Source organism: Aeromicrobium sp. Root495, assembly GCF_001426755.1.
Taxonomy (GTDB): Bacteria; Actinomycetota; Actinomycetes; order Propionibacteriales; family Nocardioidaceae; genus Aeromicrobium.
On the sequence record NZ_LMFJ01000001.1, the window covers coordinates 1 to 23,707 of the forward strand.

Annotated in this window: 24 protein-coding genes; 17 read left to right on the forward strand and 7 right to left on the reverse strand. The window is 73.0% G+C overall.

Going from position 1 to position 23,707, the window contains the following annotated elements; all coding sequences use genetic code 11:
- Positions 1-174 precede the first annotated feature (174 nt).
- Complete coding sequence (locus tag ASD11_RS00005) at positions 175-1,098, reverse strand: glycoside hydrolase family 16 protein (protein ID WP_056281528.1); 924 nt, start codon at positions 1,096-1,098, stop codon at positions 175-177.
- 271 nt (positions 1,099-1,369) lie between these two features.
- Positions 1,370-2,827 (reverse strand): GuaB1 family IMP dehydrogenase-related protein, encoded by a 1,458-nt coding sequence (locus tag ASD11_RS00010; protein ID WP_056281531.1) that lies wholly within the window; start codon positions 2,825-2,827, stop codon positions 1,370-1,372.
- 103 nt (positions 2,828-2,930) lie between these two features.
- Between ASD11_RS00010 and ASD11_RS00015 the strand changes: the two genes are divergently transcribed.
- The 4 genes from ASD11_RS00015 to ASD11_RS00030 all read left to right on the forward strand — a co-directional run bounded on the left by ASD11_RS00015 (position 2,931) and on the right by ASD11_RS00030 (position 6,641).
- On the forward strand, positions 2,931-3,617 hold the full coding sequence (locus ASD11_RS00015) for an FkbM family methyltransferase (RefSeq protein WP_082554057.1): 687 nt from the start codon (positions 2,931-2,933) through the stop codon (positions 3,615-3,617).
- Positions 3,614-4,669 carry a glycosyltransferase family 4 protein gene (locus tag ASD11_RS00020; RefSeq protein ID WP_082554058.1) on the forward strand — a complete coding sequence of 352 codons (1,056 nt, stop codon included), beginning with the start codon at positions 3,614-3,616 and terminating at the stop codon, positions 4,667-4,669. The genes ASD11_RS00015 and ASD11_RS00020 overlap by 4 nt, the downstream gene beginning before the upstream one ends.
- 98 nt (positions 4,670-4,767) lie before the next feature.
- On the forward strand, positions 4,768-5,931 hold the full coding sequence (locus ASD11_RS00025) for a glycosyltransferase (RefSeq protein ID WP_056281540.1): 1,164 nt from the start codon (positions 4,768-4,770) through the stop codon (positions 5,929-5,931).
- A complete protein-coding gene (locus ASD11_RS00030; protein ID WP_056281544.1) occupies positions 5,928-6,641 on the forward strand; it encodes an FkbM family methyltransferase in 714 nt (237 codons plus the stop codon). Before ASD11_RS00025 ends, ASD11_RS00030 begins: the two co-directional genes overlap by 4 nt.
- Positions 6,642-6,662: 21 nt before the next feature.
- On the opposite strand, the gene ASD11_RS00035 is transcribed toward ASD11_RS00030, so the two are convergent.
- The gene (locus ASD11_RS00035; RefSeq protein ID WP_056281549.1) at positions 6,663-7,994 is read right to left on the reverse strand and encodes a lipopolysaccharide biosynthesis protein; all 1,332 of its coding nucleotides are present in this window, start codon (positions 7,992-7,994) and stop codon (positions 6,663-6,665) included.
- A gap of 61 nt (positions 7,995-8,055) precedes the next feature.
- On the opposite strand from ASD11_RS00035, the gene ASD11_RS00040 reads away from it, so the two are divergent.
- Positions 8,056-9,066 (forward strand): class I SAM-dependent methyltransferase, encoded by a 1,011-nt coding sequence (locus ASD11_RS00040; RefSeq protein ID WP_056281554.1) that lies wholly within the window; start codon positions 8,056-8,058, stop codon positions 9,064-9,066.
- Positions 9,067-9,105: 39 nt separating this feature from the next.
- On the opposite strand, the gene ASD11_RS00045 is transcribed toward ASD11_RS00040, so the two are convergent.
- Positions 9,106-9,909, reverse strand: a complete 804-nt coding sequence (locus ASD11_RS00045) for an SGNH/GDSL hydrolase family protein (RefSeq protein ID WP_156464508.1) — start codon at positions 9,907-9,909, stop codon at positions 9,106-9,108.
- A 59-nt stretch (positions 9,910-9,968) separates the two neighbouring features.
- Between ASD11_RS00045 and ASD11_RS00050 the strand changes: the two genes are divergently transcribed.
- The 7 genes from ASD11_RS00050 to ASD11_RS00080 all read left to right on the forward strand — a co-directional run bounded on the left by ASD11_RS00050 (position 9,969) and on the right by ASD11_RS00080 (position 16,886).
- The gene (locus ASD11_RS00050) at positions 9,969-10,565 is read left to right on the forward strand and encodes a serine O-acetyltransferase (RefSeq protein WP_082554059.1); all 597 of its coding nucleotides are present in this window, start codon (positions 9,969-9,971) and stop codon (positions 10,563-10,565) included.
- On the forward strand, positions 10,562-11,419 hold the full coding sequence (locus tag ASD11_RS00055; protein ID WP_056281565.1) for an SAM-dependent methyltransferase: 858 nt from the start codon (positions 10,562-10,564) through the stop codon (positions 11,417-11,419). The genes ASD11_RS00050 and ASD11_RS00055 overlap by 4 nt, the downstream gene beginning before the upstream one ends.
- A gap of 87 nt (positions 11,420-11,506) precedes the next feature.
- Positions 11,507-11,752, forward strand: coding sequence for a hypothetical protein (locus tag ASD11_RS00060; protein ID WP_056281567.1), 246 nt, complete (start codon positions 11,507-11,509; stop codon positions 11,750-11,752).
- A 4-nt stretch (positions 11,753-11,756) separates the two neighbouring features.
- Positions 11,757-13,133: a class I adenylate-forming enzyme family protein gene (locus ASD11_RS00065; protein ID WP_056281569.1), complete on the forward strand. Its 1,377-nt coding sequence runs from the start codon at positions 11,757-11,759 to the stop codon at positions 13,131-13,133.
- Positions 13,130-13,885, forward strand: a complete 756-nt coding sequence (locus ASD11_RS00070; RefSeq protein ID WP_056281571.1) for an SDR family NAD(P)-dependent oxidoreductase — start codon at positions 13,130-13,132, stop codon at positions 13,883-13,885. The genes ASD11_RS00065 and ASD11_RS00070 overlap by 4 nt, the downstream gene beginning before the upstream one ends.
- Before the next feature lie 218 nt (positions 13,886-14,103).
- Entirely contained in the window at positions 14,104-15,540 is a 1,437-nt protein-coding gene (locus tag ASD11_RS00075) for a polysaccharide biosynthesis tyrosine autokinase (RefSeq protein ID WP_056281573.1), read from the forward strand.
- Positions 15,537-16,886, forward strand: a complete 1,350-nt coding sequence (locus ASD11_RS00080) for an O-antigen ligase family protein (RefSeq protein WP_056281575.1) — start codon at positions 15,537-15,539, stop codon at positions 16,884-16,886. The genes ASD11_RS00075 and ASD11_RS00080 overlap by 4 nt, the downstream gene beginning before the upstream one ends.
- A gap of 35 nt (positions 16,887-16,921) precedes the next feature.
- Here the strand turns inward: ASD11_RS00080 and ASD11_RS17950 are convergent, their stop codons facing one another.
- Together ASD11_RS17950 and ASD11_RS00085 are read right to left on the reverse strand one after the other, a co-directional pair.
- Positions 16,922-17,077 (reverse strand): hypothetical protein, encoded by a 156-nt coding sequence (locus ASD11_RS17950; protein ID WP_156464509.1) that lies wholly within the window; start codon positions 17,075-17,077, stop codon positions 16,922-16,924.
- A gap of 59 nt (positions 17,078-17,136) precedes the next feature.
- A complete protein-coding gene (locus ASD11_RS00085; protein WP_056281578.1) occupies positions 17,137-17,868 on the reverse strand; it encodes a class I SAM-dependent methyltransferase in 732 nt (243 codons plus the stop codon).
- 49 nt (positions 17,869-17,917) lie between these two features.
- Between ASD11_RS00085 and ASD11_RS00090 the strand changes: the two genes are divergently transcribed.
- On the forward strand, positions 17,918-18,637 hold the full coding sequence (locus tag ASD11_RS00090; RefSeq protein ID WP_235503217.1) for an oxidoreductase: 720 nt from the start codon (positions 17,918-17,920) through the stop codon (positions 18,635-18,637).
- Positions 18,638-19,023: 386 nt separating this feature from the next.
- Here ASD11_RS00090 and ASD11_RS00095 read toward each other — a convergent pair whose 3' ends face one another.
- Positions 19,024-19,830 carry an HAD family hydrolase gene (locus ASD11_RS00095; RefSeq protein ID WP_056288184.1) on the reverse strand — a complete coding sequence of 269 codons (807 nt, stop codon included), beginning with the start codon at positions 19,828-19,830 and terminating at the stop codon, positions 19,024-19,026.
- A 107-nt stretch (positions 19,831-19,937) separates the two neighbouring features.
- Between ASD11_RS00095 and ssd the strand changes: the two genes are divergently transcribed.
- Genes ssd through ASD11_RS00115 form a run of 4 tightly spaced genes read left to right on the forward strand, consistent with a single transcriptional unit; the run spans position 19,938 to position 23,672 of the window.
- Positions 19,938-21,005: a septum site-determining protein Ssd gene (ssd, locus tag ASD11_RS00100; RefSeq protein ID WP_056281586.1), complete on the forward strand. Its 1,068-nt coding sequence runs from the start codon at positions 19,938-19,940 to the stop codon at positions 21,003-21,005.
- Positions 21,002-22,153, forward strand: coding sequence for a TadA family conjugal transfer-associated ATPase (locus ASD11_RS00105; protein ID WP_056281589.1), 1,152 nt, complete (start codon positions 21,002-21,004; stop codon positions 22,151-22,153). The genes ssd and ASD11_RS00105 overlap by 4 nt, the downstream gene beginning before the upstream one ends.
- Positions 22,150-22,962 carry a type II secretion system F family protein gene (locus tag ASD11_RS00110; protein WP_056281591.1) on the forward strand — a complete coding sequence of 271 codons (813 nt, stop codon included), beginning with the start codon at positions 22,150-22,152 and terminating at the stop codon, positions 22,960-22,962. The genes ASD11_RS00105 and ASD11_RS00110 overlap by 4 nt, the downstream gene beginning before the upstream one ends.
- Positions 22,959-23,672 carry a type II secretion system F family protein gene (locus tag ASD11_RS00115; protein WP_056281594.1) on the forward strand — a complete coding sequence of 238 codons (714 nt, stop codon included), beginning with the start codon at positions 22,959-22,961 and terminating at the stop codon, positions 23,670-23,672. The genes ASD11_RS00110 and ASD11_RS00115 overlap by 4 nt, the downstream gene beginning before the upstream one ends.
- Positions 23,673-23,707 lie beyond the last annotated feature (35 nt).

Here is a 23,707-nt window from a genome sequence, read left to right on the forward strand (position 1 = left end):
CCCGCCGGCGCCTGTCACCAGAACTGTCATGTGTGTACTTCCGATCTGCTTGATGTGGAACGTTCGAGAGTCTTAACGACTGTGATCGTCTCAGGTTCCGGTGCGGCTGTCAGGAAGCTCGCACGGCGTCAGCAGGGCGCCCACATCGGTCTCGACCGTGGTCCGGCCAGGGCGTCAGGACCAGGCCCGGACGTAGTCGACCACCATCGTGGCCGGGAACGCCGTCCCGGCGGTGGGCGCGTTGTCGCCCAGTCCCGCTCCCTGGGTCAGGTTGAGGGTGAACGGCTTGTCGAAGGGCTTGCCGGCCGCGATCGAACGGCCGGACTCGGCCCGCGCCGGGAGCAGCGTGTAGGAGAGGCACGTCCTGCCGTCATAGCTGATCGTGAGCAGGGTCGGGGACCATACGAGGCGATAGGTGTGCCAGTCCGACGGCTTCGAGATCATGCAGTAGTAGTTGCTGCGCGAAGCGACGCCCGCGTCGACCCGCGGCACGTAGTGGAGCTGCGGGACCACCCGGTCGGGGTACTGGGCGTAGAACTCCGCGATGTCGATCTCACCGGCCCACGGCCAGCCACCGTACGCGCGGCTCGTGGGGAAGAGCCACCACGCGCTGTGGGTGCCGGGCCCGCGGGTCCCGGGGAACCGGATGCGAGCCTCGAACTGTCCGTGGGTCTGCTGGAACCGGCCGAGCGTGGTGAGGCTCGCAGCGGTGTAGGACGAGCGGTACCTGCCCGAGGGGCTCTTGCACGTGAAGGGCTTCGACGTCCTTCGTGCGGTGAGGCGCAAGGTCCCCCGGTTCACGGCGATGTTGCGCGGGCTGTCGAAGTAGCAGTCGCGGTTGATGGCGTAGCCGCTCGTCCTCGTGGTCACCGGCTGCCAGCGGCTGCGGTCGAGGGACCTGCCGCCGAAACCGTCGGCGAACCTGCAGCGCCAGGCCGATCCGTCCGGCTTGTAGCGCGTGGGACCGCAGCTCGGGGCCGCGGCTGCTGCGACGGCGTCGTCCGGCAGGGCGACGGTGGTCGACGATGCAAGGACGACGAGCGAGGCCACGACGGCCATGGCAGTGGTGACGGTGCGTCGCAGGGCGTGGGTCAGCACGTAGGCGCTTCCTGGTCGACGAGTCGGAACAGGCAGACGGTCCCACCCCCCGAACGCCCGGGACCTGTTGTCCATGGCTGCCGCCCCAGGTCTCCCGTTCAGGGCGGCGTTCGTCCTCGTGCCACGAAGCGTACCCACTCGGGCGGGCCGACAGATGACCCGAACGAGCCATCTTGCAGGACTTCCGACCCGGGTCGGGCCAGGACCGGCCGCCGCGTCGTCCTGCACCACCGGTCCTGGGAACGGGGCCTTCTGCCGGGGGGCCTCCGGCTCACCAGCTGGTGTGCAGCGGGCGTCCCTCGTCGTACCCGGCCGAGCTCTGCAGCCCGACGACGGCCCGCTCGGCGAACTCCGGAAGGCTCTGGGCCCCGGCGTAGGTGAAGCTGGAGCGGACACCGGCGGTGACGGCGTCGACGAGGTCCTCGACCCCGGGGCGCTCCGGGTCGAGGAACATGCGTGAGGAGCTGATGCCCTCCTCGAAGAGCGCCATCCGGGCCTTCTCGAAGCCGGCGGCGTCGCGCGTGCGGTTGGCCACGGCGCGCGAGCTGGCCATGCCGAACGACTCCTTGTACAGGCGGCCGTCGGCGGCGGTCCGCAGGTCGCCGGGGCTCTCGTACGTGCCGGCGAACCAGGACCCCACCATGACGCTGGCCGCGCCCGCGGCCAGGGCCAGCGCGACGTCGCGGGGGTAGCGCACACCTCCGTCGGCCCACACGTGGGCGCCCACGGAGCGGGCGGCCTCGGCGCACTCGAGCACGGCGGAGAACTGGGGACGGCCCACGCCGGTCATCATCCGGGTGGTGCACATGGCACCCGGCCCGACGCCGACCTTCACGATGTCGGCACCCGCCGCGACGAGGTCGCGGGTGCCGTCGGCCGACACCACGTTGCCGGCCGCGACGGGGATCCGGCGCCCGGTGCGCTGCTCGTGCTCGTCTCGAGCCGCGACGACGAGGGGCAGGGCGTCCAGCATCTTGACCTGGTGGCCGTGGGCCGTGTCCACGACCAGCACGTCGACCCCGGCGGCGAGCAGGGCGGCCGCCTTGGCCCGGACGTCTCCGTTGATGCCGACCGCGGCGCCCACGACGAGACGGCCGGCCGGGTCGAGGGCCGGCGCGTAGACCGTGGAGCGCAGCGCGCCCTTGCGCGTGATGACGCCCACGAGCTCGCCGCCGTCGACGACGGGGGCCACGCTGAGGTGGCTGCCGCTCAGCACGTCGAAGTACTCGCGGGGGTCCAGTCCGGCCTCGACCGTGCGGATGTCGGTGGACATGACCTCGTGGACCTGGGCGAACCGGTCGACCTCGGCGCCGTCGCGCTCGGTGAAGAGTCCGAGTGGCTTGCCGTCCTCCACCACCACCGCAGCGCCGTGCGCACGCTTGGGCAGGAGGCTGAGCGCCTCGCCCACCGTGGTGCCCGGCGGGACGGTGACAGGGGTGTCGTACACGGTGTGCGCCGCCTTGACGCGGGCCACCGTCCGCGCGATGACGTCGAGCGGGATGTCCTGCGGGACGATCGCCACGCCGCCGCGGCGCGCGATGGTCTCGGCCATGCGGCGCCCGGCCACGGCGGTCATGTTGGCCACCACGAGGGGGATCGTGGCGCCCGTGCCGTCGCCGGTGGACAGGTCGACGTCGAACCGCGAGGCGACCTCGGACCGTCCCGGCACCATGAAGACGTCGTTGTAGGTGAGGTCGTGCGAGGGCTGCAGGTCGTTCAGGAACTTCACGGCACGAGTCTAGGCACGGCATCCGGCCGCAGAGTGGCGCCAGGACGGGTCCCGACCCCTAGACTGCGGTCCACCGGGGGAGATCCTCTTCGAAAGGGTTCGGATGTCGAGAGCACGTGTGTTCCTCGCCAAGGCCAAGATGAAGCTCGCGATCTTCTTCCTCGAGGCGTGGCTGCGCCCCGAGCGACCTGCGGGCATGCAGCGGTTCGGCACCTACTACGGCGGCTGGTGGATCCCCTCGGTCGATCCCGACGCGGGCCCGGCCTTCTGCGTGGGGGCCGGCACCGACGTCACCTTCGACCTCGAGCTCCTGCGGCTCGGCTACCGCGTCTACACCGCCGACCCCACCCCGGCCGCCGTCGAGCACGTGGAGGGCCTGGGGTCCGACCTCACCTTCATCCCGGTGGGCGTCTGGACCTCGGTCACCGAGCTCGAGTTCGCCCAGGACGACGTCTGGGAGGAGTCCTGGATGATCGGCGAGACCACGCCCTCGGGCACCTCCACCTCCACGGTCGAGAAGATGCCGGTCACCACCGTCCGCCGTCTCGTCGAGGACGCCGGTGAGACCGAGGCGGCCGTGCTCAAGCTCGACATCGAAGGTGCGGAGCACCGTGTCATCGAGCAGATGCTCGGCGACGGCATGCGGCCGCTCTGCCTCTGCGTCGAGTTCGACGACCACCGCGTCCGCGCCGTCATCGCCACCACGAAGCTCCTGCGCCGGGCGGGGTACCGCCTCCTGCAGATCGAGGGCCTCAACCACGTCTACGTGCGCGAGCCCGCGGCGGGATGACCGCAAGCACCTCGGGGGGGCCGGTCCGCGTCGTCGGACCGTTCCCGCCCCCCATGCACGGGGCGGCGCGCGTCACGGCCGACGTCGCCGAGCGCCTGGCGGGCCGTTCCGCGCGGCCGCTCGTCCGGGTCGACACAAATGACGACGCGGGCCTCGCCCGGCGCCTGGTGCGCCTGGTCCGCGGCCTCCTCGTCGTGCTGGTCGGTGCCCCGGGCCGGGGGAGCCTGTACGTGGGAGGCGCCGGCGGCGAGCTGGTCTGGTACCAGGCGCTGCTCGTGCTGCTGGCGCGCGTGACCCGGCGCCCGGCCGCCTACCACCACCACAACTACAGCTACCTCCACGAGCGCTCGGCCGCCATGGCCGCCCTGGTCCGGTGCGGCGGACCGCGGCTCGTCCACGTGGTGCTGGGCGACGTGATGGCGGCGCGCCTGCAAGAGCTCTACCCGGGAGCGGCCAGGGTGCTCACGTGCTCCAACGCGGGCCTCATGAGCCCTGTGCCCCCGGGGGACGCGCCCGTGGGCGGGGCGTTCGTGCTGGGCCACCTGAGCAACCTGTCGCTCGAGAAGGGCCTCGCCGACGTCGTCGCCTCACTGGACCGGGCGCTCGACGCCGGCCTCGACGCGCGGCTCCTCCTCGCGGGCCCGTGCTCCTCCCCGGAGGCACAGGCCCTGGTCGACGACGTGGTCCGCAGGCACCCCGACCGCGTGGCGGCACCCGGTCGCCTCGACGGCCCGGCCGTCGACGCCTTCTACCGCGACATCGACCTGTTCGTGTTCCCCAGCACCTACGTCAACGAGGCGGAGCCGCTCGTCGTGCTCGACGCGCTGCGCCACGGCGTCCCGGCGGTCGCCTACGACACCGGCTGCCTGCAGGAGCTCGTGGAGCCGGGGCACCTGGTGCGCGTCGGCGACGACCTTCCCGCCGCCGTCGTCGAGGCCGTGCGCGGAGCGGGGCCCGACGACGCCGAGCGGGCACGTCGGCGGTTCGAGCAGCGCAGGGACGCCGCCCTCGTCGCGCACGAGCAGCTGCTCGAGGTGCTCGCTCCCCGCTAGAGCGACGGCCCGCCGAGCGCGGTCCGAAGAACGGTCCCGAAGCGGTCGATCTTGGTAGGGTGTGCCGACTCCACAGGGGTCGGTACAGGAAGGTTGGCATGGCTCAGGACCGCACGGCGACCGTCATCGTCGAGCCCGACTACGCAGGGCATCACTACCAGGCGGTGGCCGCCGTCGCCGGCGTCGCCGTCCACCACGGACCGGTCGTGATGCTCACGACCCACGAGGGGGTCGAGAACCCCTCGCTGCGCGTCTACCTCGGTCACCTGCTCGACTCCGACTCCTTCGAGGCGGTCGGCGTCTTCGACGACCGGCGCCCGCCCACGGCCGACCTCGCGCGGCTCTCGGCCGACTGGTGCCGCACCGGCGTGCAGGGCGTCCCCGTCGGACGGGTCGTGCTGATGGACGGCGACCAGCCGCTCAAGCGGTGGTGGGCCGTCGCCCCGCGCCAGCTCCGCGGCCTCACCCGTCGCCCGCGGGTCATCTTCATGCTCACCCGCTACCCCGCCCGCCTGCGCCTCACCGACCTCACCGGCTGGCGCCTGCGCGGTCCCAAGGCCACGCTCGCCGTCGTGGCCATGCTGCGCCGCAGCCTGCACCGCGTCGTGGGGTTCAGCGGACGTGAGGACGACGCTCGCGGGTGGATCGTGCGCCGGGTCCGGGACCCGCACTACAGCTCGGCCCACGCGCGCGACGCCGCCCTGTACCGCGAGCAGCTGGGTCTGCCTCAGGACAAGGTCGTCGTGGGCATCTTCGGCGCGGTGGGCCCGCGCAAGAACGCCCCGCTCATCCTGGAGGCCATCGACGCCTCCGGCCTCGACGCCGTGCTGGTCCTGGCCGGCGGCTTCGAGCCCGGCGTGCAGGAGTGGCTGGACTCGCTCGAGCCCCGCGACCGCGAGCGGGTCGTGGCCCGCGACGAGTTCCTCGACAACGACACGCTCGACCGCTTCGTGGCGTCCGCCGACGTCGTGCCGCTCGCCCTCACCAACAACGGCCCGAGCGGCATCATGGGCAAGGCCCAGGCGGCCGGGGTCCCGGTCGTCACCACCGGCTCGGTCGTGCGCGCCCGAGAGGTCGAGGCCACCGGCACCGGCGTCGCCTGCGAGTTCACGGCCCAGAGCATCGGGGCGGCCATCCGCACGGTCGTCGAGGGTGACTTCACCGTCACGCAGGAGCTCGACGAGGTCACGCCCGAGGAGTTCGGCCGCACCGTCCTGGGGGTCGACGAGCAGGGACGTCCGTACGAGAGGATCGCACGATGAGTGCCCGTCACACGCTGATGCACGCCGCGGTCCGCGGACTCGGCCGCCGAGGCTTCGAGGTGCGCCGCCACCCCGCCACCCGCCGCCAGATGCTGCTCGAGCGGCTCGGGGTCGACCTCGTGCTCGACGTCGGTGCGGCCGACGGCGGCTACGGTCGCCAGCTCCGCGAGTTCGGGTACCGCGGCGACATCGTCTCGTTCGAGCCGCAGGCCTCGGCCTTCGCCGCGCTCACCGAGGGCAGCGCCGCCGACCCGCGCTGGAGCACCCGCCACAAGGGACTCGGCTCGGAGGCCGGCGAGGCCGTCATCAACATCGCGTCCAACAGCACCAGCAGCTCGCTGCTGCCCATGCTCGACGCGCACGTGGAGGCAGCACCGCAGGTCACCTACGTCGGCGAGGAGACCATCACCATCGCCCGCCTCGACGACGAGACGCCGGACCTCCTCGCCGACCACCGGGCGCCCTTCCTCAAGATCGACACCCAGGGCTTCGAGCGGGAGGTGCTGGCCGGCGGAGCGGACACCGTGGAGTCGTGCGTGGGACTGCAGCTGGAGCTGTCGTTCGTGCCGCTGTACGGCGGCGGGATGCTCGTCGACGAGGCGGTCTCCTGGGCCTACGACCACGGCTTCCACCTCGTCGTCGTCGAGCAGGGCTACGCCTCGCCCACCGGCGAGATCCTCCAGATCGACGGCATCTTCGCCCGCGACTGAGCCTGACCGCCCGGGGGTCGGTCAGGCGCGATGGCGGCCGCGGACGACCCGGGCGCGCGGTCGGCGCGCCACGGCCCACCCGAGGGCGAGGCAGCTGAGCCCGCCCACGAGGGCGAGGGTGATCCCCACGCCCGTCAGGGAGTCCGAGAGCGAGGCGGCCACGATCCCCACCGCCAGGACGGGCAGGAGCGCGAGCTCGACCCATGACGCCACGCCGCCTCGTCCCTGCCCCTGCAGCACGGCGATGAACACCCGCCGGACGGCGAACAGGCCGTCGGCCAGGATGAGCCAGCGGGCGCACGCGACCGCACCGAGGAACTCCTGGCCGAAGGCCAGGCGGATGATCGGCTCGGCCAGCACCTCCAGGGCGGCCACGATGACCACCACGAGGAGGACGGTGACCCCCGTCCACCGGCGGATGACGGCGCGCTGACCGTCGGGGTCCTCCTGGTGCTGGGCCACCTGGGGCAGGACCACGACACTGATGGCCGTGCTCACGAGGCGGCACAAGTTGGAGACGGCGGTCGCCGCCGCGAACAGCCCGAGGGCGGTGGTGCCGAGCAGACCGCCCACGAGGAGCCGCTCGATGCCGAGGCCGTCGAGGGGTCGCACGCCGCTCACGTAGTTGCGCCGGGTCTCGGTCCAGAGGGCCGCCTCCTCGATGGGCTCACCGCCGCCGCGGCGCAGGAGCGCGAACCACGAGAGCACGAGGCCCAGCCCGTTGGCGGCGACGTAGGCCACGAGCACCGACGTGGCGCCCCACGACCAGTCCGCGGCGAGCGCGACGGAGAGGGCCACCACGAAGGCGGCCTGCGGGGCGAGCGCGACCCACGCCATCCGGACGAGGCGGCCCTCGCCCTGCAGGCCGCCGGCCAGGACGAGGAAGAGGATCGTCTGGAGGGTGATCACGACCACCACGACGGCCGTGACGACCTGCTCCTCGACGTCGGCCCCGTGGTGCAGGACCGGCACCAGCGCACCGGCCACCAGGGCCGGGAGCACCAGGAGCCAACCGCGGCGACGCGCCACGGCGCCGAAGCCGTCGCGGGCGCCCACGCGTCGCTCGGCCAGCAGCTTGGTGATCGCCGGGGGCAGGCTGCCCCCGAAGCTGAGCTGGGCGGCGAAGGTCGCGATGGCCATGGCGAGGGCCACCACGCCGCGTCCCTCGACCCCCAGCACCCGGGCCGAGATGACGCCCGAGGCGAGGATCAGGAACTGGACGCCGAACGTGGCACCCACGATGAGCAGGAACGTGAACCCGCCCCGCGCGGTGCCGGTGACCGGGGGCGGCGGGTCGGGGAGGAGGGGCTGCTCGTCGGTGTCCGGTCGCGGCCCGGGGTTGGCGTCCGGCACGCCGTGAGCATACTCGCGACAAGCGGCTCCGAGCGGGAGCCGCGTCCCGTACGATCTCCGCATGGTCAGCCTCCTGCCTGAGCAGCAGCCCACTCCCTCGGCCAAGGAACGCGCCGCGCGCTTCCTGCCCTCACCCGTCGTCAACGGTCTCGACCGCGTCGTCTTCGGCTCGCGCAAGGCGCGCATCCGTGGCGCGCAGCGGCTCGGCAAGGCCCTCGGCTACAACATCGTCAAGAAGGGCGACTACTACTCCACGTTGCCCGTCCTGACCGAGATCGAGGCCACCAAGGCGCGGTGGGACAAGCCCAGCGCCCTCGCCGGCCTCGACATCGACGTCCCTGCCATGACCGAGACCCTCGACGACCTGGCCAAGAAGTGGGACGCCGAGTTCGTCGAGCAGACCGGCGACTACCTGGCCAACACGCGGCGTGGGTTCGGCCCCGGCTACCCGGCGCTCGACGCCCGGTTCCTCTACTTCATGCTGCGCGAGCACAAGCCCCGCCGCTACCTCGAGGTCGGCTCCGGCCTGTCCACCTTCTACGCGTCCCTCGCGGCCGAGCGCAACAAGGCCGAGGGCGACCCGCTGCACATCACGTGCGTCGAGCCGTACCCCTTCGACGCGCTGCGGACGCTCCCCGACTTCGACCTCGTCGAGGGCTTCGTCCAGGACGTCCCCGTCTCGAAGTTCCAGGAGCTCGAGGACGGCGACGTGCTGTTCATCGACTCCACCCACGCCCTCAAGATCGACAGCGACGTCGCGTACCTGTTCCTCGAGGTGCTCCCGCAGGTCAAGAAGGGCGTGTGGGTGCACATCCACGACGTCCACTTCCCGTACAACACGCCCTACCCGTCGTCCACGTGGCTGTTCGGCGAGCGCTGGCCCGTCTACTGGAACGAGGCCATGGTCGTGCAGACGTTCCTGGCCTTCAACTCCGCGTTCGAGGTCGTGCTGTCGGCGCCCATGATCCGTCACCAGGACGAGTCGGTCCTGCGGGAGCGGTTCGCCGACTACGTGCCGGTGGACGACGACATCAACCCGCCGTCCTCGCTCTGGATCCGCCGGATCTCCTGACGTCCCGGACGGGCCTCGGTCGGCGGGAGCCGGCCGGGGCTACCAGTCGAGGTGGGTCTGCTGCTCGCCCCAGGCGAGCACCTCGGCGGTGAGCAGGTCGCCGACGTCGGCGTGGAACTGCGGCGTGAAGTGGCCGCCGTCGGGGCAGGCCTCCTCGCCACGCGCGGCGTGCTCGGCGTACAGAGGCATGAGGTCGACGTAGCGGACGTCGGGGTGGTCGACGCGCTGCACGAGCGCGCGGAGCTCGGCGTCCATCTGCTCCAGGCGTGCCGCCATCCCCGGGAACCAGGTGTCCCAGCGCGAGCCGTGCGGGACGAGGCCGATCACGAGCACGAGCGGGCTCGCCACGGTGCGCGAGCGGCGGACGTAGCGTTCGAGCGTGGCGCCGAACTTGCGGGTCCGGCGGTCGAAGTACCGCGTCGGGACACGGAGGTCGACCTGCTTCTGCAGCTTGGCGAGGAGACCGAAGGCGGGGTCGAGGAGGCGTCGGCGGTACCGCTCCCGGAAGAAGCCGGGTCGGTCGGCCGTCCCGCGCACGTGCCGCTCGAGCCAGCGCGGGATGAAGACGTGGATCGTCTCCATGTGGCCGCAGTGCAGCACGATGACGTCGGGGGAGAGCTGAGAGACCTCGGTCTCCCACGTGCGGAGCATCATCCTGGCGCGCTCGGCAGGGACGGCCCGCACCTCGGGTCGGACGGGGAGCCCGCGCCGGAGCAGGTTGCGCTCCACGACGCGGGGGTACGCGAGGTCGGTGCGCGGCCCCTTCATGAACGAGGTCCAGATCACCGTCGAGGCGCCCTTGAAGAGGATGCGAAGCGGCATCGGCAGAGGGGTGCGGTCCACGGCGTGAATTCTCGCACGACCTCCGGTCTGCGCGCGGCTGCTGTACTACGCTCGCCCCGATGTCTACCGAAGCGGTGCCGTTGTCGGCGCAGACCCTGTCGTTCAAGGAGCTCGTGTTCTCCGACTACGAGCGCTACCGACCCGGGTCCACGGCGTCGTGGCTCCGCGTCGTGCTGCGGCTCCCCTCGCTCCCGGGGCTGCTCGCCTCGCTCGTGCTGCGCGCCCAGCAGGTGCTGGCCCGCTCGGGCCGCGTGCGCCTCGCCGAGCAGCTCCGCACGCTCGGCAACGTGCTGGTGGGCGCCGACCTGGGCCCGGGCATGCAGATCGGACGCGGCTTCATGCTGGCCCACCCGGTCGGGGTCACCATGGGCTACGGGGTCGTCATCGGCGACGACGTCACCTTCGCCGGCGGCGTCACGTGCGCAGGGCGCTACTACGAGCCCCAGGGCGACGAGGTCCAGGAGTGGGCCACGATCGGTGACCGCGTCGTCGTCGGAGCCCACGCCGTGCTCGTCGGCGGCGTCACCATCGGCGACGACGCCATGATCGGCGCCAACTCGGTCGTGCTGTCCGACGTCCCCGCCGGGGCCGTCGTCATGGGCTCGCCAGCCCGTCGCGTCGGGTCCCGCGGACCCCAGGAGGAGAAGACCGCATGAGCTCGGAGTCCCCGCAGACGCCGTCGTACGACCCCGCCGCGCACTACGACCACATCACCGCCGCCTGGGCCCTGCTGCTCGGCGAGGAGCTGCACTACGGAGTCTTCGACCACGCCGACGACCCGCTCGACGTCGCCACGCGCGCGCTGACCGGACGGATGGTCGCCGCCGCCCACCTCGACGAGGCGCCCTCGGGCACCCGCGTCCTCGACGTCGGCTGCGGCTCGGGCGCGCCGGCCGTGGCCATGGCCACGGCCCACGGGGTCGACGTCGTCGGCATCACCACGAGCGGGGTCGGCGTGGAGACGGCACGGAAGCGCGCTGCCTCGCTGGGGCTCGACGGCGTGACCTTCGAGCAGCGCGACGGCATGGACAACGGCTTCCCCGACGCCTCGTTCGACGTCGCGTGGGCGCTGGAGTCCGCGCACCTCATGCGGGACCGGCCCGCGCTGCTCTCGGAGATGGCGCGCGTCCTGCGCCCCGGCGGCCGGCTCGTGCTGTGCGACCTGCTCCGCTTCCGCGAGATCCCCTTCCGCGAGGTGCGCGAGCGCCGTGTCGACTTCGCCACGCTCCGCGCAGCGTTCGGCGACGCCCACTTCGAGTCCCTCGACTACTACGTCGAGGCCGTCCGGGGCCTCGGGCTCGAGGTCGAGGTGGCCGACGACCTCACCCAGGCCACGCTTCCCACCTTCGACCGCTGGCGGGCCAACGCCGAGCTGCACCACGACGCGGTCGTCGATCTCATCGGCGTCGAGGGTCACGCCGCCTTCGTCGGCTCGTGCGACATACTCGAGGCGTTCTGGCGGGACGGCACGTTCGGCTACGGGATCGTCGGAGCCCGTCGCCCCGCCTGACCTCCAGCACCGTGACCTCCGCGCGCGGAGTTCGTTGACGAAGTGCCGGACCCATCCGCCGGCCGTGATCGAGGAGCAACCACCACCATGACGACTTCCCCCGCCGACGTCGAGCGCACCGTGACCGACTTCCTGACGCGCATCGAGAAGCTGCCCGAGGGATTCGGCGACAGCACGCCGCTCTACGCCGACGGCGCCGAGCTCGACTCGCTCGAGACCGCAGAGCTCTCGGCCACGCTCGAGGACGTCCACGGCAGCGACCCCTACTCCTCGGGCGAGATGCCGCAGACGCTGGGCGAGATCCAGGCCTTCTACGCAGCGCTTCCGGCCTGACACCTTGTACGAGCTCCTGCGGCGGGTGGAGGTCGAGGACCCCGACCGTCTGGCCGTCGTCACGCACGACGAAGAGCTGACCTACGGGCAGCTCGCCGACGCCGCCCGACGGGCGGCCGCCCGGCTGCGCGCCGAGGGTGTCCGTCGTCTCGCCGTGGCCGACCACGAGGCGCGCGTCGTGGTGCCGCTGCTCGCGGCCGCCTCGCTCGTGGGCGTGGAGGCCTGTCTCTACCCGCCGCCGGCACCGCCGTCGAGCGGGCGCGAGGAGACCGCGGACCTGCTGAACCGCATGGAGCACGAGCTCCTCGTCACCGACCACGCCGACCTCGCCGCGCTGGCGCCCACCACGTGGACCACCGACCAGGCCCTCGACGGTGACCCGGGCTCGTCGGCCGAGCCGTTCGAGGCTCCCGCCTCGCGCCCGCACCTCGTGCTCACCACCGGCACCACCGGCGCCCCCCGAGGGGTCCGGCACGACTGGGCCAGGCTCGTGCGCAGCACGCGCCGCGTGCGGCCCGCGGTCGGCGAGCGCTGGCTCCTGGCCTACGGGCTCCACCAGTTCGCCGGCCTCCAGGTCCTGCTCCACGTCTTCGCGTCGGGCGCCACGCTCGTCGCCCCGGCGCCGCGTCGGCCCATCGAGGGCCTCGAGGCCATGCGCACGCTCGACGTCACCCACGCCAGCGCCACGCCCACCTACTGGCGCTTCCTGCTCGCGCAGGCCCGCTCCGACGGCGCCGGCCTGCCGGTCCTGCAGCAGATCACGCTCGGCGGCGAGGCCATTCCCGGCCCGCTCCTGGGTGAGCTGCAGGCCGCCTTCCCGGCCGCCGCCGTCTCCCAGGTCTACGCCGCGTCGGAGTTCGGCTCCACCGGCTCGGTGCGCGACGGGCGACCGGGTCTGTCCGTCGAGGCCCTCGAGCGGGGCGAGGACGCCGACGTCGACCTCAAGGTCGTCGACGGGGAGCTCTGGATCCGCTCGCGCATCGGCATGCTGGGCTACCACGGAGAGCCGCCCGTCGACCCCGACGGCTGGCGCGCCACGGGCGACCTCGTGGAGGTCGTCGGCGACCGCGTCGAGTTCCGAGGACGATCCTCCGAGGTCATCAACGTCGGTGGGGTCAAGGTGCACCCCCTCCCCATCGAGGAGCGCGTCGGGGCGGTGCCGGGAGTCGACATGGCCCGCGTCTACGGTCGTCCCAACCCCATGGTCGGTGCGGTGGTGGCCCTCGAGGTCGTGGCCGCGCCCGGACAGGACCTCGACGTCCTCAAGGTCGCCCTGCGGGAGGCGTGTGCCGACCTCGTGCCGGCCGCCCGACCCCGCAGCATCACGTTCGTCGACGACATCACCACCGCCGGAAGCAAGATCGTCAGGAGATCAGAATGACCGCAGCAGCCACCCCCACCGGCCCCCGCGTCGTCGTCGTGACGGGCGGCAGCCGTGGCCTCGGCGCCGGCATCGTGCAGGCCTACCTCGACGCCGGCGACATCGTCGCGACCTGCGCCCGGAGCATCACTGCCGAGGTGGAGGCCTGGCAGTCCGACCCCGAGACCGCCGACCGCTTCCTGTTCGGGACGGCCGACCTCGCCAGGTCCGCCGACGCCGAGGTCTTCGTGAAGGCCGTCATCGAGAAGTGGGGACGCATCGACGTCCTCATCAACAACGCCGGCGTGGCCCGCGACGGCATCCTGGGGCTCTTCTCCGACGACGACATCGACACCGTCGTCGACCTCAACATCAAGGGCACGATCTACATGTCGCGCCTCGTGAGCCGGCGCATGCTCGCCAAGGGCAGCGGCTCGATCGTCAACATCTCGTCGATCGTCGGCCTCTCCGGCTACCGCGGTCTCGCGGTCTACAGCGCGTCCAAGGCCGCCCTCGACGGCCTGACCCGCGCCCTGGCCCGCGAGCTGGGCTCACGCGGCATCACGGTCAACAGCATCGCGTCGGGCTACCTGCGCACCGAGATGAGCCACGGTCTCGACGAGGGCCAGCTCAAGCAGATCGAGCGCCGCACCCCGGCCGGCCGACTGGGCTACCCCGAGGACATCGCCCGCGTCTGCCAGTTCCTCACCGACCCCGCCGGCTCGTACCTCACGGGTCAGGTCATCGTCGTCGACGGCGGCCTGACCTCCTGATCCCGGGCCGCCCACGGCCCGCGACGTGGCCGCCCGACGGGGCGGTGACGGCGCTCCTCCGTGACCCCGCAGCGGCCCTGCTCGCCATAACTCCGGCCCGGTTGACTCGTTCTGTCCTTCGGAGGGGCTTGCTGGAGCGCGGTGAATGATCGGTCGCGCCCCAGGTCGTGGCATAGACTCGGCATGCCATGACGACCTGTCCGTCGTCTGATCGATGAATGGGGAAGTACGTGGAGCTGCGGCAGTTCTTCGGAACATTGCAAGCGCGATGGAAGTTCGCGCTCGTCGCGTTCCTCCTCGGGACCATCGCCACGGTCGCGCTCGTCTTCACCATGGCACCGCAGTACGGCTCCACCGTGAAGATCTTCATGTCCACCCCCGGCGGTGGCACCACGGAGTACGTCGCCGCCTACACGCTGCAGCAGCGCGTGGCCTCCTACGCCGACCTCGCCGTCGACCCGGCCGTCCTCGACACCGTCGTGACCCGGCTCGACCTCGACGAGACGCCCCAGGAGCTGGCGGGCCAGATCTCGGCCACCGTCGTCACGGGCACCAACAACATCCAGATCGACGTCACCGCCGACACCGCGGAGCAGGCCCAGCTCATCGCCGGCGCCGAGGCCGATGCCATCGTCGCGCTGGTCAAGCGGCTCGAGCGCCCGTCAGCCTCGGGGCAGACCGCCGCCGTCACGGCGCGCATCGCCGCCGACCCCAGCTTCCGCTCCTCGCCCGTGGCGCCCAACGTGCCGCTCAACCTGGCCGCCGGACTGCTCGTGAGCCTCTTCGTGGCCATCGCCGGTGCGCTCGTGCGCGACCTGCTCGACCGCACCGTCAAGTCGCGCCGCGACGTCGAGACCATCACGTCGAGCGCAGTGCTGGCCACGCTGCCGTTCTACCCGCAGGTCAAGAAGGAGCCGCTCAGCGCCGAGACCGGCGGCAACCTCGCGGAGGCCTTCCGCGTGCTGCGCACCAACCTGCAGTTCGTGAAGCTCGACGCCGACCGCCAGGCCATCCTCGTCTCCAGCGCGCTTCCCAACGAGGGCAAGACCCTCACGGCCACCAACCTGGCCATCTCCATGGCGCAGTCCGGCCGCTCGGTGCTCCTCATCGACGCCGACATGCGCAACCCCAACGTCGCCGAGCTCCTCGGCCTCGAGAACTCCGTCGGTCTGCTGTCGGTGCTCGTGGGTCGCACCACCATCGAGCAGGCCATCCAGCCGCACGTCAGCGGCATCTCCTTCATGGGCACGGGGCCTGCCGCGCCCAACCCGGCCGAGGTCCTGGAGTCCCGAGCCATGCGCGACCTGCTCTCGCGGGTCCGCAAGGAGTTCGACACCGTCATCATCGACGCCCCGCCCATGCTGCCCGTGGCCGACGCGTCCATCCTGCTCACCGAGGTCGACGGCGCCCTGCTCCTCGTGCGCCACGGGTCCACCACGCGTGAGCAGCTGCGGCTCGCGGTCGAGCGCGTCGAGACGGTCGGGGGCCGGCTCTTCGGCTGCGTCCTCAACCGCACGCCGCGTCGCGCGAGCGACGACGCCTACGGCTACGGCTACGGGCACGGCTACGGCTACGGCTCGGCCCTCCCGACGGCCGTCAAGCCCGAGCAGGTCCAGAAGTCCGGCGACGAGGCCTCGACGCTCTCCCGCTCATGACCCCCTTCCAGACGCTGGCGCCGAGCCCGCGGCTGCGTGCCGCGGTCGCCTTCGCGGGTCCGGCCCTCCTGGTGGCGGTCCTGCTCCTGCTGCTCATCACCATCAGCACGGGGTCGACCATCGGCGCCGGGTTCGCGGTGGCCATGGCCGTGGGGCTGTGCCTCGTGCTCGCCGCGGGCTTCGAGGGCGCCGCCATCGCGCTCTTCGCCCTCGGCATCGCACTGTCACCCCTCGACCGGCTGCGACCGGTGGCCGCGCTCGGCATCGCGTCGCTCTCGGACCTCATCCTCTTCGCCGCGCTCGGCCTCCTGATCCCGGTGCTCATGGGCCGGCCATTCCCCCGCGAGCCGCTCTACCTCGCGGGTGCCAGCGGACTGTTCATCGTCGGCATCGTGAGCTCGGTGCTGAGCGACAACCCCGTCGGGAGCCTCGCGTTCCTCATGCGGCTCGCGATCGGCGCCCTCCTGCTGCCGATCGTCTTCTCCTGGTGGCGTCCGCGCCGCGAGGTGCTCATCGCCTTCGCGGCCTCGTACGTCGCGGGCAACATCCTCAACCTCGGCTTCGCCTTCACGGTCGGCGTCGTCGACTTCGGGCGTCGGCTGGGCTACTCCACGCACCCCAACATCATGGGTCTCGCAGCCATGCTCGGCTTCGCCCTGTGCCCGTTCCTCTGGACGGTCCTGCCCAAGGCGTACCGCTGGACGGCGCTCGCCGGTGCCGCCGGCTGTGGTCTCGGTGTCTGGGTGAGCGGCAGCCGCGCAGCGCTGCTGGCCCTGGCCGCCGTCATCGTGCTCTACGTCGTCTTCAGCCGCTCGGTGGGCGTGGCGGTCACCCTGTTCGGTGCGGCCATCCCGGTGGCCTACTTCGTGGCGCAGGCCTACCTCAAGGGTGACGACAGCTCCGACAACGCGCTCGGCCGACTCTTCGGTGGCGGCTCGGCCGGCGGGTCCGACGTCGCGCGAGAACAGCTGGCCCAGGAGGCGTGGGACTCCTTCCAGAAGCACCCCGTGATCGGCCAGGGCCTCGCCGAGATCCTCGAGGCGCACAACATCTACCTCCAGGTGGCCGCCGGCATCGGCGTGATCGGCCTGGCGGTCTACCTCGTCATGCTGGGCTCGGTGTTCCTGCGCGCGGCGAGGCTCCCGGACCCCTACGTCCTGCTCGTGCTGCCGGTCATGGGCTACGCCATCATCGGCGCCATGACGACGATCCTCTGGGACCGCTACGTCTGGACCGTCCTCGCGCTGCCGTTCCTCATCCCGGCCCTGTCGCGCCCCGACCCGTCGTCGGACGACCCCGAGGACCGGGGTGAGCTCGTCGGCTCGGGCCAGCGCCTCGACGTCTGATCCTTCGCGGGACGGAGACTGCGACGCGGGCTGCCCTAGGCGGTGAGACGCCGGGGGGAGACCTCCACGAGGAACGCGACGCCGCACTGGCGGCAGAGGGCCGAGCCCAGCTCGTCCTCGAGCAGGTCGATCTCGCCCTCGCACGCCTCGCACACGACGGCGAGCCCCAGCTGCGTGAGTGAGTAGTCCATGTCCCTCACGGTAGGCACGAGCACCGACAGATCGTGGCGACGCGCCGGGCCGAGGATGCTCAGCGGAAGTCGAGGAGGAACGTGTCGGGCTGCTCCTCCGGCTCCTGGGTGGTGTCCTTGACGACCCGGGCCCGCGTGCACGTGGTCTGGTGCCGCACCCGCAGCGTGCCCGTCTGCGCCGCGTACTCGCCGAACAGGTTGCGCACCGCGCCGGCGTGCTGAGCGGGGTCGAGCGGGGCTCCGGGCGTGCCGCCCAGCTCCTCGGCGAAGCGCAGCAGACCGGGCAGGTCGAGCTGCTCCCACGCCCCGATCTCGGTGGACTCGGGGTCGGTGAACAGGCCCGAGGCCCCGAAGGTGTCGGCGGGGTCGCGGGGCTGTGGCGGCTCGCCCACGATCTCGCGCAGCCGGCGCATCCACGGGATGGACCGGTCGTGCGTGCGGGTGAGCGTGGAGAGCAGGCCACCGGGGCGCAGGACGCGGGCGTAGTCGGCGAGGGCCACGGGGGAGTCGCGCAGCTCGGGCGCCACCACGACGTCGAAGGCGTCGGGACGGAACGGGAGGCGCTCGCCGACGGAGCGCACGTAGAGGACGTCGGGGTGCCGGCGACGGACCACGTCGTCGCCCGCCACCACGACCTCGTGGCCCTGGTCGGCCAGGACGTAGGCCAGCGGGCTGTCGCCCACGTGGAGCACGCAGGAGAGCTGGTCGGCCACGAGCCAGGCGGCGGCGCGCTCGGCACCGCTCGGTCCCGTGGGGGACGAGCTGCCGAGGATCTGGCCCGCCGTGTTCATCCCCTGAAGGCTACCGTTCGGGCCACTGGCGGCCCGGTACCTTGGGCCCGTGTCCCCCGTCGACCCGTTCCTAGCCGCCGCCTCGCTCGAGGGTGTTCCCTCTGCCTTCGCGGCGGCCCGCGACGGCATCGATGCCGTCCTGCGCGACCGTGGCCTGCGGCGCAGCACGCCCGACCACACCGCCCGCTCGCTCCTGCTGGGCGCGGCCGCCACGTCGCGGCTCGAGGGCGGTGAGCCCGACGTCGACGTGCTCACGTCGGGTGGCGGTGACGCCACGGGTCGCGCCGCCGTGCGCCTCAGCACCGAGCTCCTCGGCCTCACCGAGATCTGGAAGCGTTCGCCGGTCCAGGCCATCGCCCGCCTGCACGCCCTGGCCGCCGCCGGGTCGGTGGCCGACGAGGACCTCGGCCGTCCGGCGTCCTCCGACGGGGTGGCCCGCCTCACCGAGCTGGCCCGCTCGCTCGCGGTACCCACCCAGGCCCCCGCGCTCGTGGTGGCGGCCCTCGTGCATGCCGAGATCGCCGACGCGTCCGCGTTCCTCTCGCACAACGGGGTCGTGGCCCGGGCCGCCGAACGGCTCGTCCTCGTGACGCGCGGTGTCGACCCCGCGTCGGTCACGGTGCCCGAGGCCGGTCACGCCGCCGACGAGATCGCCTACCGGGCCGGGCTCGAGGGCTACTCCCGCGGGGACACCACCGGCGTCCACCAGTGGCTCCTCTACGCCCCGACCGCCTTCACGAAGGCCGCCGAAGCCTCCCCCCTCACCTGACCCCCCAGCCCGGTTTACCACGGGGGGTTGGCAGACCGACCCATCCCTACGGAAGCTTCCCGAGGTATGGGTCAGGTTGCCGAGGGGAGTGCGGTCGAGCACAAGAAACCGGCGTCACCTGGATGGTGACGCCGGTCAGGGGCCAGCAGGGTCGGCTACCAAGCGTGCTGTCTCAAGATGTCAGCCGGGGCCGCGTGATCCCTGATCGCGGATGTCCCGGACGTGACTGCCCTGTCAGAAGGGTGATCGCCGCGTGGGTACCGAAGCTACTGGTCGTCTGTGGTGTTGTGCCTCAGTTCTACGCCCCGAGCACGAGCCGGGGAACCCCTACGCACTCGTAACGTTGTGCGCACTCGTTCACAAGCGCGCAAGCGCGACGACGACGCTCAGGACGCGCCGCGGGTGCGACGCCGGGCGAGCAGTGCGGCGGCCGCTCCGGCGCCACCGGCGAGCAGCAGCGCTGCCGCCGCCTTGCCCGTGGTGGTGTCGAGGGCGAGCCGGCTGCTGAGGGTGACGGGGTGCCCGAAGGTGAGGACCGGCCAGTCGCGCTCCTCGGCCTCCTTGCGCAGGGTCTTGTCGGGGTTGACCGCGAAGGGGTGCCCGACCACCTGGAGCATCGGCACGTCGGTCTCGGAGTCGGAGTAGGCGTAGCAGTCGGCCAGGTCGTAGCCGCGCTCCTCGGCGAGCGCGCGCATGGCGGCCGCCTTGTGGGGGCCGTACGCGTAGAACGCGACCTCACCCGTGTACCGGCCGTCCTCCTCCACCAGGGTGGTGGCGATGACGTGGTCGACGCCGAGCATCTCGCCGATCGGCTCGACGACCTCGCTCCCCGAGGCCGACACGATCACGACGTCGCGTCCGGCGGCCTGGTGCTGCTCGATCAGCTCGACCGCCTCGGCGTAGACGATGGGGTCCACGACGGTGTGCAGCGTCTCGGCGACGCACTGGCGGACCACGGCGACGTCCCAGCCGGCGATCATCTGCGTCAGGTAGGCGCGCATCTTCTCGAGCTGGTCGTGGTCGGCGCCCTGCAGCGAGAACATGAAGTTGGCGTAGGCGCTGCGGAGCACGGCGCGCCGGGTGAGCAGGCCGCCCTGGAAGAACGGCTTGCTGAAGGCCAGCGTGCTCGACTTGGCGATGATCGTCTTGTCCAGGTCGAAGAACGCGGCCGAACGTGTCCCGGCTGTGGTCACGTCCTCAGCATAGGGGTCGTCCACAGGGCGGCGGGGCGCGAACGGCGCCGTCCACAGCTCCGGAGAAGGTCGTCGCGTCCTCGCCCGCCGCCCCCGACGGTGGAACCATGCCGAGACGCGCCCGTCCTTCGCCCTCCTCCGACCACGGCTCGCCGCTCGTCGCCACCTCCGATCCGGTGCTGCTCGAGGCGGCTCTGCGCTGGTGTGCTGCCGCAGGGGCCACGCCGGACGTGGCGCACGACGAGGTCGGCCTGCGACGGTCCTGGCGCACGGCCTCCGCCGTGCTGGTGGGCCAGGACCTGGCCCGGCCGGACCTGTCTCGTCGCGACCGTGTCGTGCTCGTCAGCCGCGAGCGGGAGTCCGCCTGGGCGCCCGCCGTGCTCGTCGGGGCGTCGGGCGTCGCCGTGGTCGGCCAGGAGGACGACGCGGTGACGGAGGTGCTCCAGGTGCTCGACGGCCGACGCGAGGGCTGCCTGGTGAGCGTCGTCCCCGCCGTGGGTGGGGCCGGTGCCAGCACCCTGGCCTGCTACCTCGCGCTGGGGGCCTCGGGTCGCGGCCTGGGCACGCTGCTGCTCGACGCGGACTCGTCGTCGGGAGGTCTGGACCTCGTGCTGGGTGCGGAGCACGCGAAGGGTGCGCGGTGGCCCCAGCTGCTCCAGGTGGACGGCTCCCTCGGTGCCTCCACCCTGCCGCGCGTCCTGCCTCGGGCGCACGGCGTCGCCGTCCTGGCGCCCGGCGCGGAGGGTGGTCTGCCGGAGGCCGTGGGCGGGGTGCTCGACGCCGCGGTGCGAGGCTTCGACGTCGTGGTGGCCGACGTCCCCCGGGCCGCCAGGGAGCAGGCAGCCGACGACACCCTGGCGCGCTCGGTGCTCACCGTGCTCGTGGTGCCCGAGCGCGTCCACGCGGTGGCGGCGGGTCGTCGTGCCGTGCGGGAGCTGCAGGAGCGCTGCGCGTCGGTCGTCGCGGTCTCCGCCGGGGCCCGGGGCGGCACCGGGGCCACAGCCGTCGGAGAGCTGCTGGGGGTTCCCACGGTCGCCCGGGTGAGGCACGAGCGCCGCATCGGGCTCTGCGTCGAGAGCGGCCGGGGCCCGGGTCGGTCCAGGCGGTGGCAGCGCGCCGCAGCCGACGTGCTCGACCTCCTGGGGCTCGAGGGGTCCGACGGGCCGGCCCGATGACCGGCGCGGCGCCGGAGCTCGTCGACCGGGTCCGGCGGCGACTGGCCGGATCGGCCGCCGAGCCCACGGCACGCACCGTCGCCGACGCGTTGCTCGCCGAGCCGGGCGTCCACTCCACCGGCACGGTCCTCGCCGTGGTCGACGTCCTGCGCCGGGAGACCCGAGGCGCCGGACCGCTCGAGGACCTGTTGTCCGAGCCCGGCGTCACCGACGTCCTGGTGAACGGGGTGCACGGTGTCCACGTCGACCGCGGGTCCGGGCTCGAGCCGGCCGACGTCCACCTCGCGTCCGACGAGGAGGTCCGTCGGCTGGCCCAGCGGCTGGCCGCGCAGGCGGGACGCCGTCTCGACGACGCCAGTCCCTGGGTCGATGCCAGGCTCCCCGACGGCACGCGTCTGCACGCCGTGCTCGCCCCGCTGGCGCGCCCCGGGACGCTCATCTCCCTGCGCGTGCCGGCTCGTCGCACGTTCTCGCTGGCCGACCTCCGTGAGGCGGGGACGGTCGACGACGTCGCCGTCGCCTGGCTCGAGCGGCTCGTGCTCGGCAGGGCCGCCTTCGTGGTCTCGGGCGGGACTGGGTCGGGCAAGACCACGTTGCTGGGGGCCCTCCTGGGCCTGGTCCCTCCGCAGGAGCGGCTCGTCGTCGTCGAGGACTCCACCGAGCTCCGTCCGGAGCACCCGCACGTCGTGGGCCTCGAGGCCCGGCCGGCCAACGTGGAGGGCGCCGGCCTCGTGACGATGCGCGACCTCGTGCGCCAGGCGCTGCGCATGCGTCCCGACCGGCTCGTGGTGGGCGAGGTCCGCGGGGCCGAGGTGGCCGAGCTCCTGGCGGCGCTCAACACCGGGCACGAGGGCGGCTGCGGGACCATCCACGCCAACTCCGCCGCCGACGTCCCCGCCCGGTTCGAGGCGCTCGGGGTGGCCGCCGGCCTCCCTCGGGCCGCGGTCCACAGCCAGCTGGCGGCAGGGCTCGACCTGGTGCTGCACCTCGATCGCCGCGGCGGGCCGCGGCAGCTTCGCGAGGTCGCGGTGCTGGGGAGGGACGAGTCCGGGCTCGTCCGGGCCCTGCCGGCCCTGGTGCGGGGAGCGACGGGCTGGTCGGGCGGTCCGGGCCTGGAGCGCCTCGAGGACCGGTGGGGTGCTCCATGAGCGGGTGGACCTGGCTGGCAGGGGCGGCCACGGTCGGCGCATTCCTGCTCGCGCGACCCGCACCCGCGGTGGTGGCGCGAGTGCGGCTCGGCACCGCGGGCCACACCAGGAGGATCGCGGCGCGAGCGGTCGCCCGACCGCTCGTCGTGCTCGTCGGCCTCGCCGCGCTGGCGATCCTCGTCCACGACCTCGCCTCGAGCCTGACGCTCGCCACCGGCGCGGGGGTCGCGGCCTTCGCGTGGAGCCGCTGGCGGGCGGAGCGTCGGCGCATCCACGTGGCGCAGAGCCGGACCGAGGTCGCGGCCTCCCTCGACCTCCTCGCCGCCGAGATCAGGGCCGGGGTCCTGCCCCGCGAGGCGCTGCGCGGGGTGGCCCAGGAGGTGGCGGTGCTGGCACCGGTCGCCGCGGGGCTCTCGGCCGGTGCCGATCCGGTGCCGGCGCTGCAGGTCGCGGCCGGCAGGCCCGGCGCCGAGGCCCTGGCCGACCTCGCGGCGGCCTGGGCGCTGGCCGACCGGGCCGGGGTGCCCCTCGCGGGCGTCCTGGAGCGCCTGGCCTCCTCCGTCCGCGACGACGTCGACCTGGGACGCGAGGTCCGCGGCGAGGCCGCACCGGCCAGGGCCACCGGCCGGCTCATGGCGGTGCTCCCCGTCCTCGGCCTCGGCCTCGGAGCCGGCCTGGGCTCCAACCCCTTGGTGCTTCTGACCCGTACCGTCCCGGGTGCCCTGTGCCTGGCCGCCGGTGCCGCCCTCGCGTGCGCCGGCACGGCCTGGATCGATCGTCTCGCCGACGCGGCCGAGGACCCGACGTGATCGTCGTGAGCGCGCTGTCCGCAGCGGCCGGCGTCTGGCTCCTCGTCCCCGGCAGCTCGGCCGGTCGTGCTCGCCGCCGGTTCGCGGAGGAGCGCGCCTCCGCCGCGGCACGACCCTGGCTCGGCGTGGTGATGGCCCTCCCCGTGCTCTGCATCCTCGTGCTGGGTCCGGTGGCCGGGCTGCTCACGTCGCTCGGTGTCCTCCTGGTGGGGCGGCGGTGGCGTGCCGCCGCCGAGCCCGCGGCACAGCGCCGCCGCCGACAGCGTGTGGGGGCCCAGCTCCCCAGGGCGCTCGACCTCGTGGTGGCCGCCCTCGAGGCGGGGCGTCCACCGGGAGCGGCGCTGTCCATGGTGGCCGCCGTCGTGGAGGCCCCCTTGGCCGAGGAGCTGGAGGGCGTCGCGGCACGCCTTCGGGTCGCGTCGGACCCTCGCGCGGTCTGGGACGACCTCGCGTCCGATCCCGTGCTGGGGCCCACGGGGCGCGCCTTCCGCCGGGCCGAGACGTCGGGCATGCCGGTGGCCCGCGTGGTCCACGAGGTCGCGGTGGAGCAGCGACGGGTCCATCAGGGCGAACGGCGCGAGCGTGGGCGCCGGGTCGCCGTCAAGACCGCTGCTCCGCTGGGGCTGTGCTTCCTGCCCGCCTTCTTCCTGGTCGGCGTCGTCCCCACGGTCATGGGCGTGCTCGCCGGCCTCGACCTGGGGCTGGGATGACGGCTCTCCACAGCCCGCCCGTCGCGACGTCCCGT

Bases quoted from the DNA above. Each gene is read 5' to 3' on its own strand.
- ASD11_RS00105 (WP_056281589.1), top strand. From the start codon at position 21,002: ATGACCGGCGCGGCGCCGGAGCTCGTCGACCGGGTCCGGCGGCGACTG.
- ASD11_RS17950 (WP_156464509.1), bottom strand. From the start codon at position 17,077: ATGGACTACTCACTCACGCAGCTGGGGCTCGCCGTCGTGTGCGAGGCG.
- ASD11_RS00050 (WP_082554059.1), top strand. From the start codon at position 9,969: ATGTCTACCGAAGCGGTGCCGTTGTCGGCGCAGACCCTGTCGTTCAAG.
- ASD11_RS00040 (WP_056281554.1), top strand. From the start codon at position 8,056: ATGGTCAGCCTCCTGCCTGAGCAGCAGCCCACTCCCTCGGCCAAGGAA.
- ASD11_RS00030 (WP_056281544.1), top strand. From the start codon at position 5,928: ATGAGTGCCCGTCACACGCTGATGCACGCCGCGGTCCGCGGACTCGGC.
- ASD11_RS00060 (WP_056281567.1), top strand. From the start codon at position 11,507: ATGACGACTTCCCCCGCCGACGTCGAGCGCACCGTGACCGACTTCCTG.
- ASD11_RS00110 (WP_056281591.1), top strand. From the start codon at position 22,150: ATGAGCGGGTGGACCTGGCTGGCAGGGGCGGCCACGGTCGGCGCATTC.
- ASD11_RS00075 (WP_056281573.1), top strand. From the start codon at position 14,104: ATGGGGAAGTACGTGGAGCTGCGGCAGTTCTTCGGAACATTGCAAGCG.
- ssd (WP_056281586.1), top strand. From the start codon at position 19,938: ATGCCGAGACGCGCCCGTCCTTCGCCCTCCTCCGACCACGGCTCGCCG.
- ASD11_RS00020 (WP_082554058.1), top strand. From the start codon at position 3,614: ATGACCGCAAGCACCTCGGGGGGGCCGGTCCGCGTCGTCGGACCGTTC.
- ASD11_RS00070 (WP_056281571.1), top strand. From the start codon at position 13,130: ATGACCGCAGCAGCCACCCCCACCGGCCCCCGCGTCGTCGTCGTGACG.
- ASD11_RS00085 (WP_056281578.1), bottom strand. From the start codon at position 17,868: ATGAACACGGCGGGCCAGATCCTCGGCAGCTCGTCCCCCACGGGACCG.
- ASD11_RS00025 (WP_056281540.1), top strand. From the start codon at position 4,768: ATGGCTCAGGACCGCACGGCGACCGTCATCGTCGAGCCCGACTACGCA.
- ASD11_RS00015 (WP_082554057.1), top strand. From the start codon at position 2,931: ATGTCGAGAGCACGTGTGTTCCTCGCCAAGGCCAAGATGAAGCTCGCG.
- ASD11_RS00080 (WP_056281575.1), top strand. From the start codon at position 15,537: ATGACCCCCTTCCAGACGCTGGCGCCGAGCCCGCGGCTGCGTGCCGCG.
- ASD11_RS00055 (WP_056281565.1), top strand. From the start codon at position 10,562: ATGAGCTCGGAGTCCCCGCAGACGCCGTCGTACGACCCCGCCGCGCAC.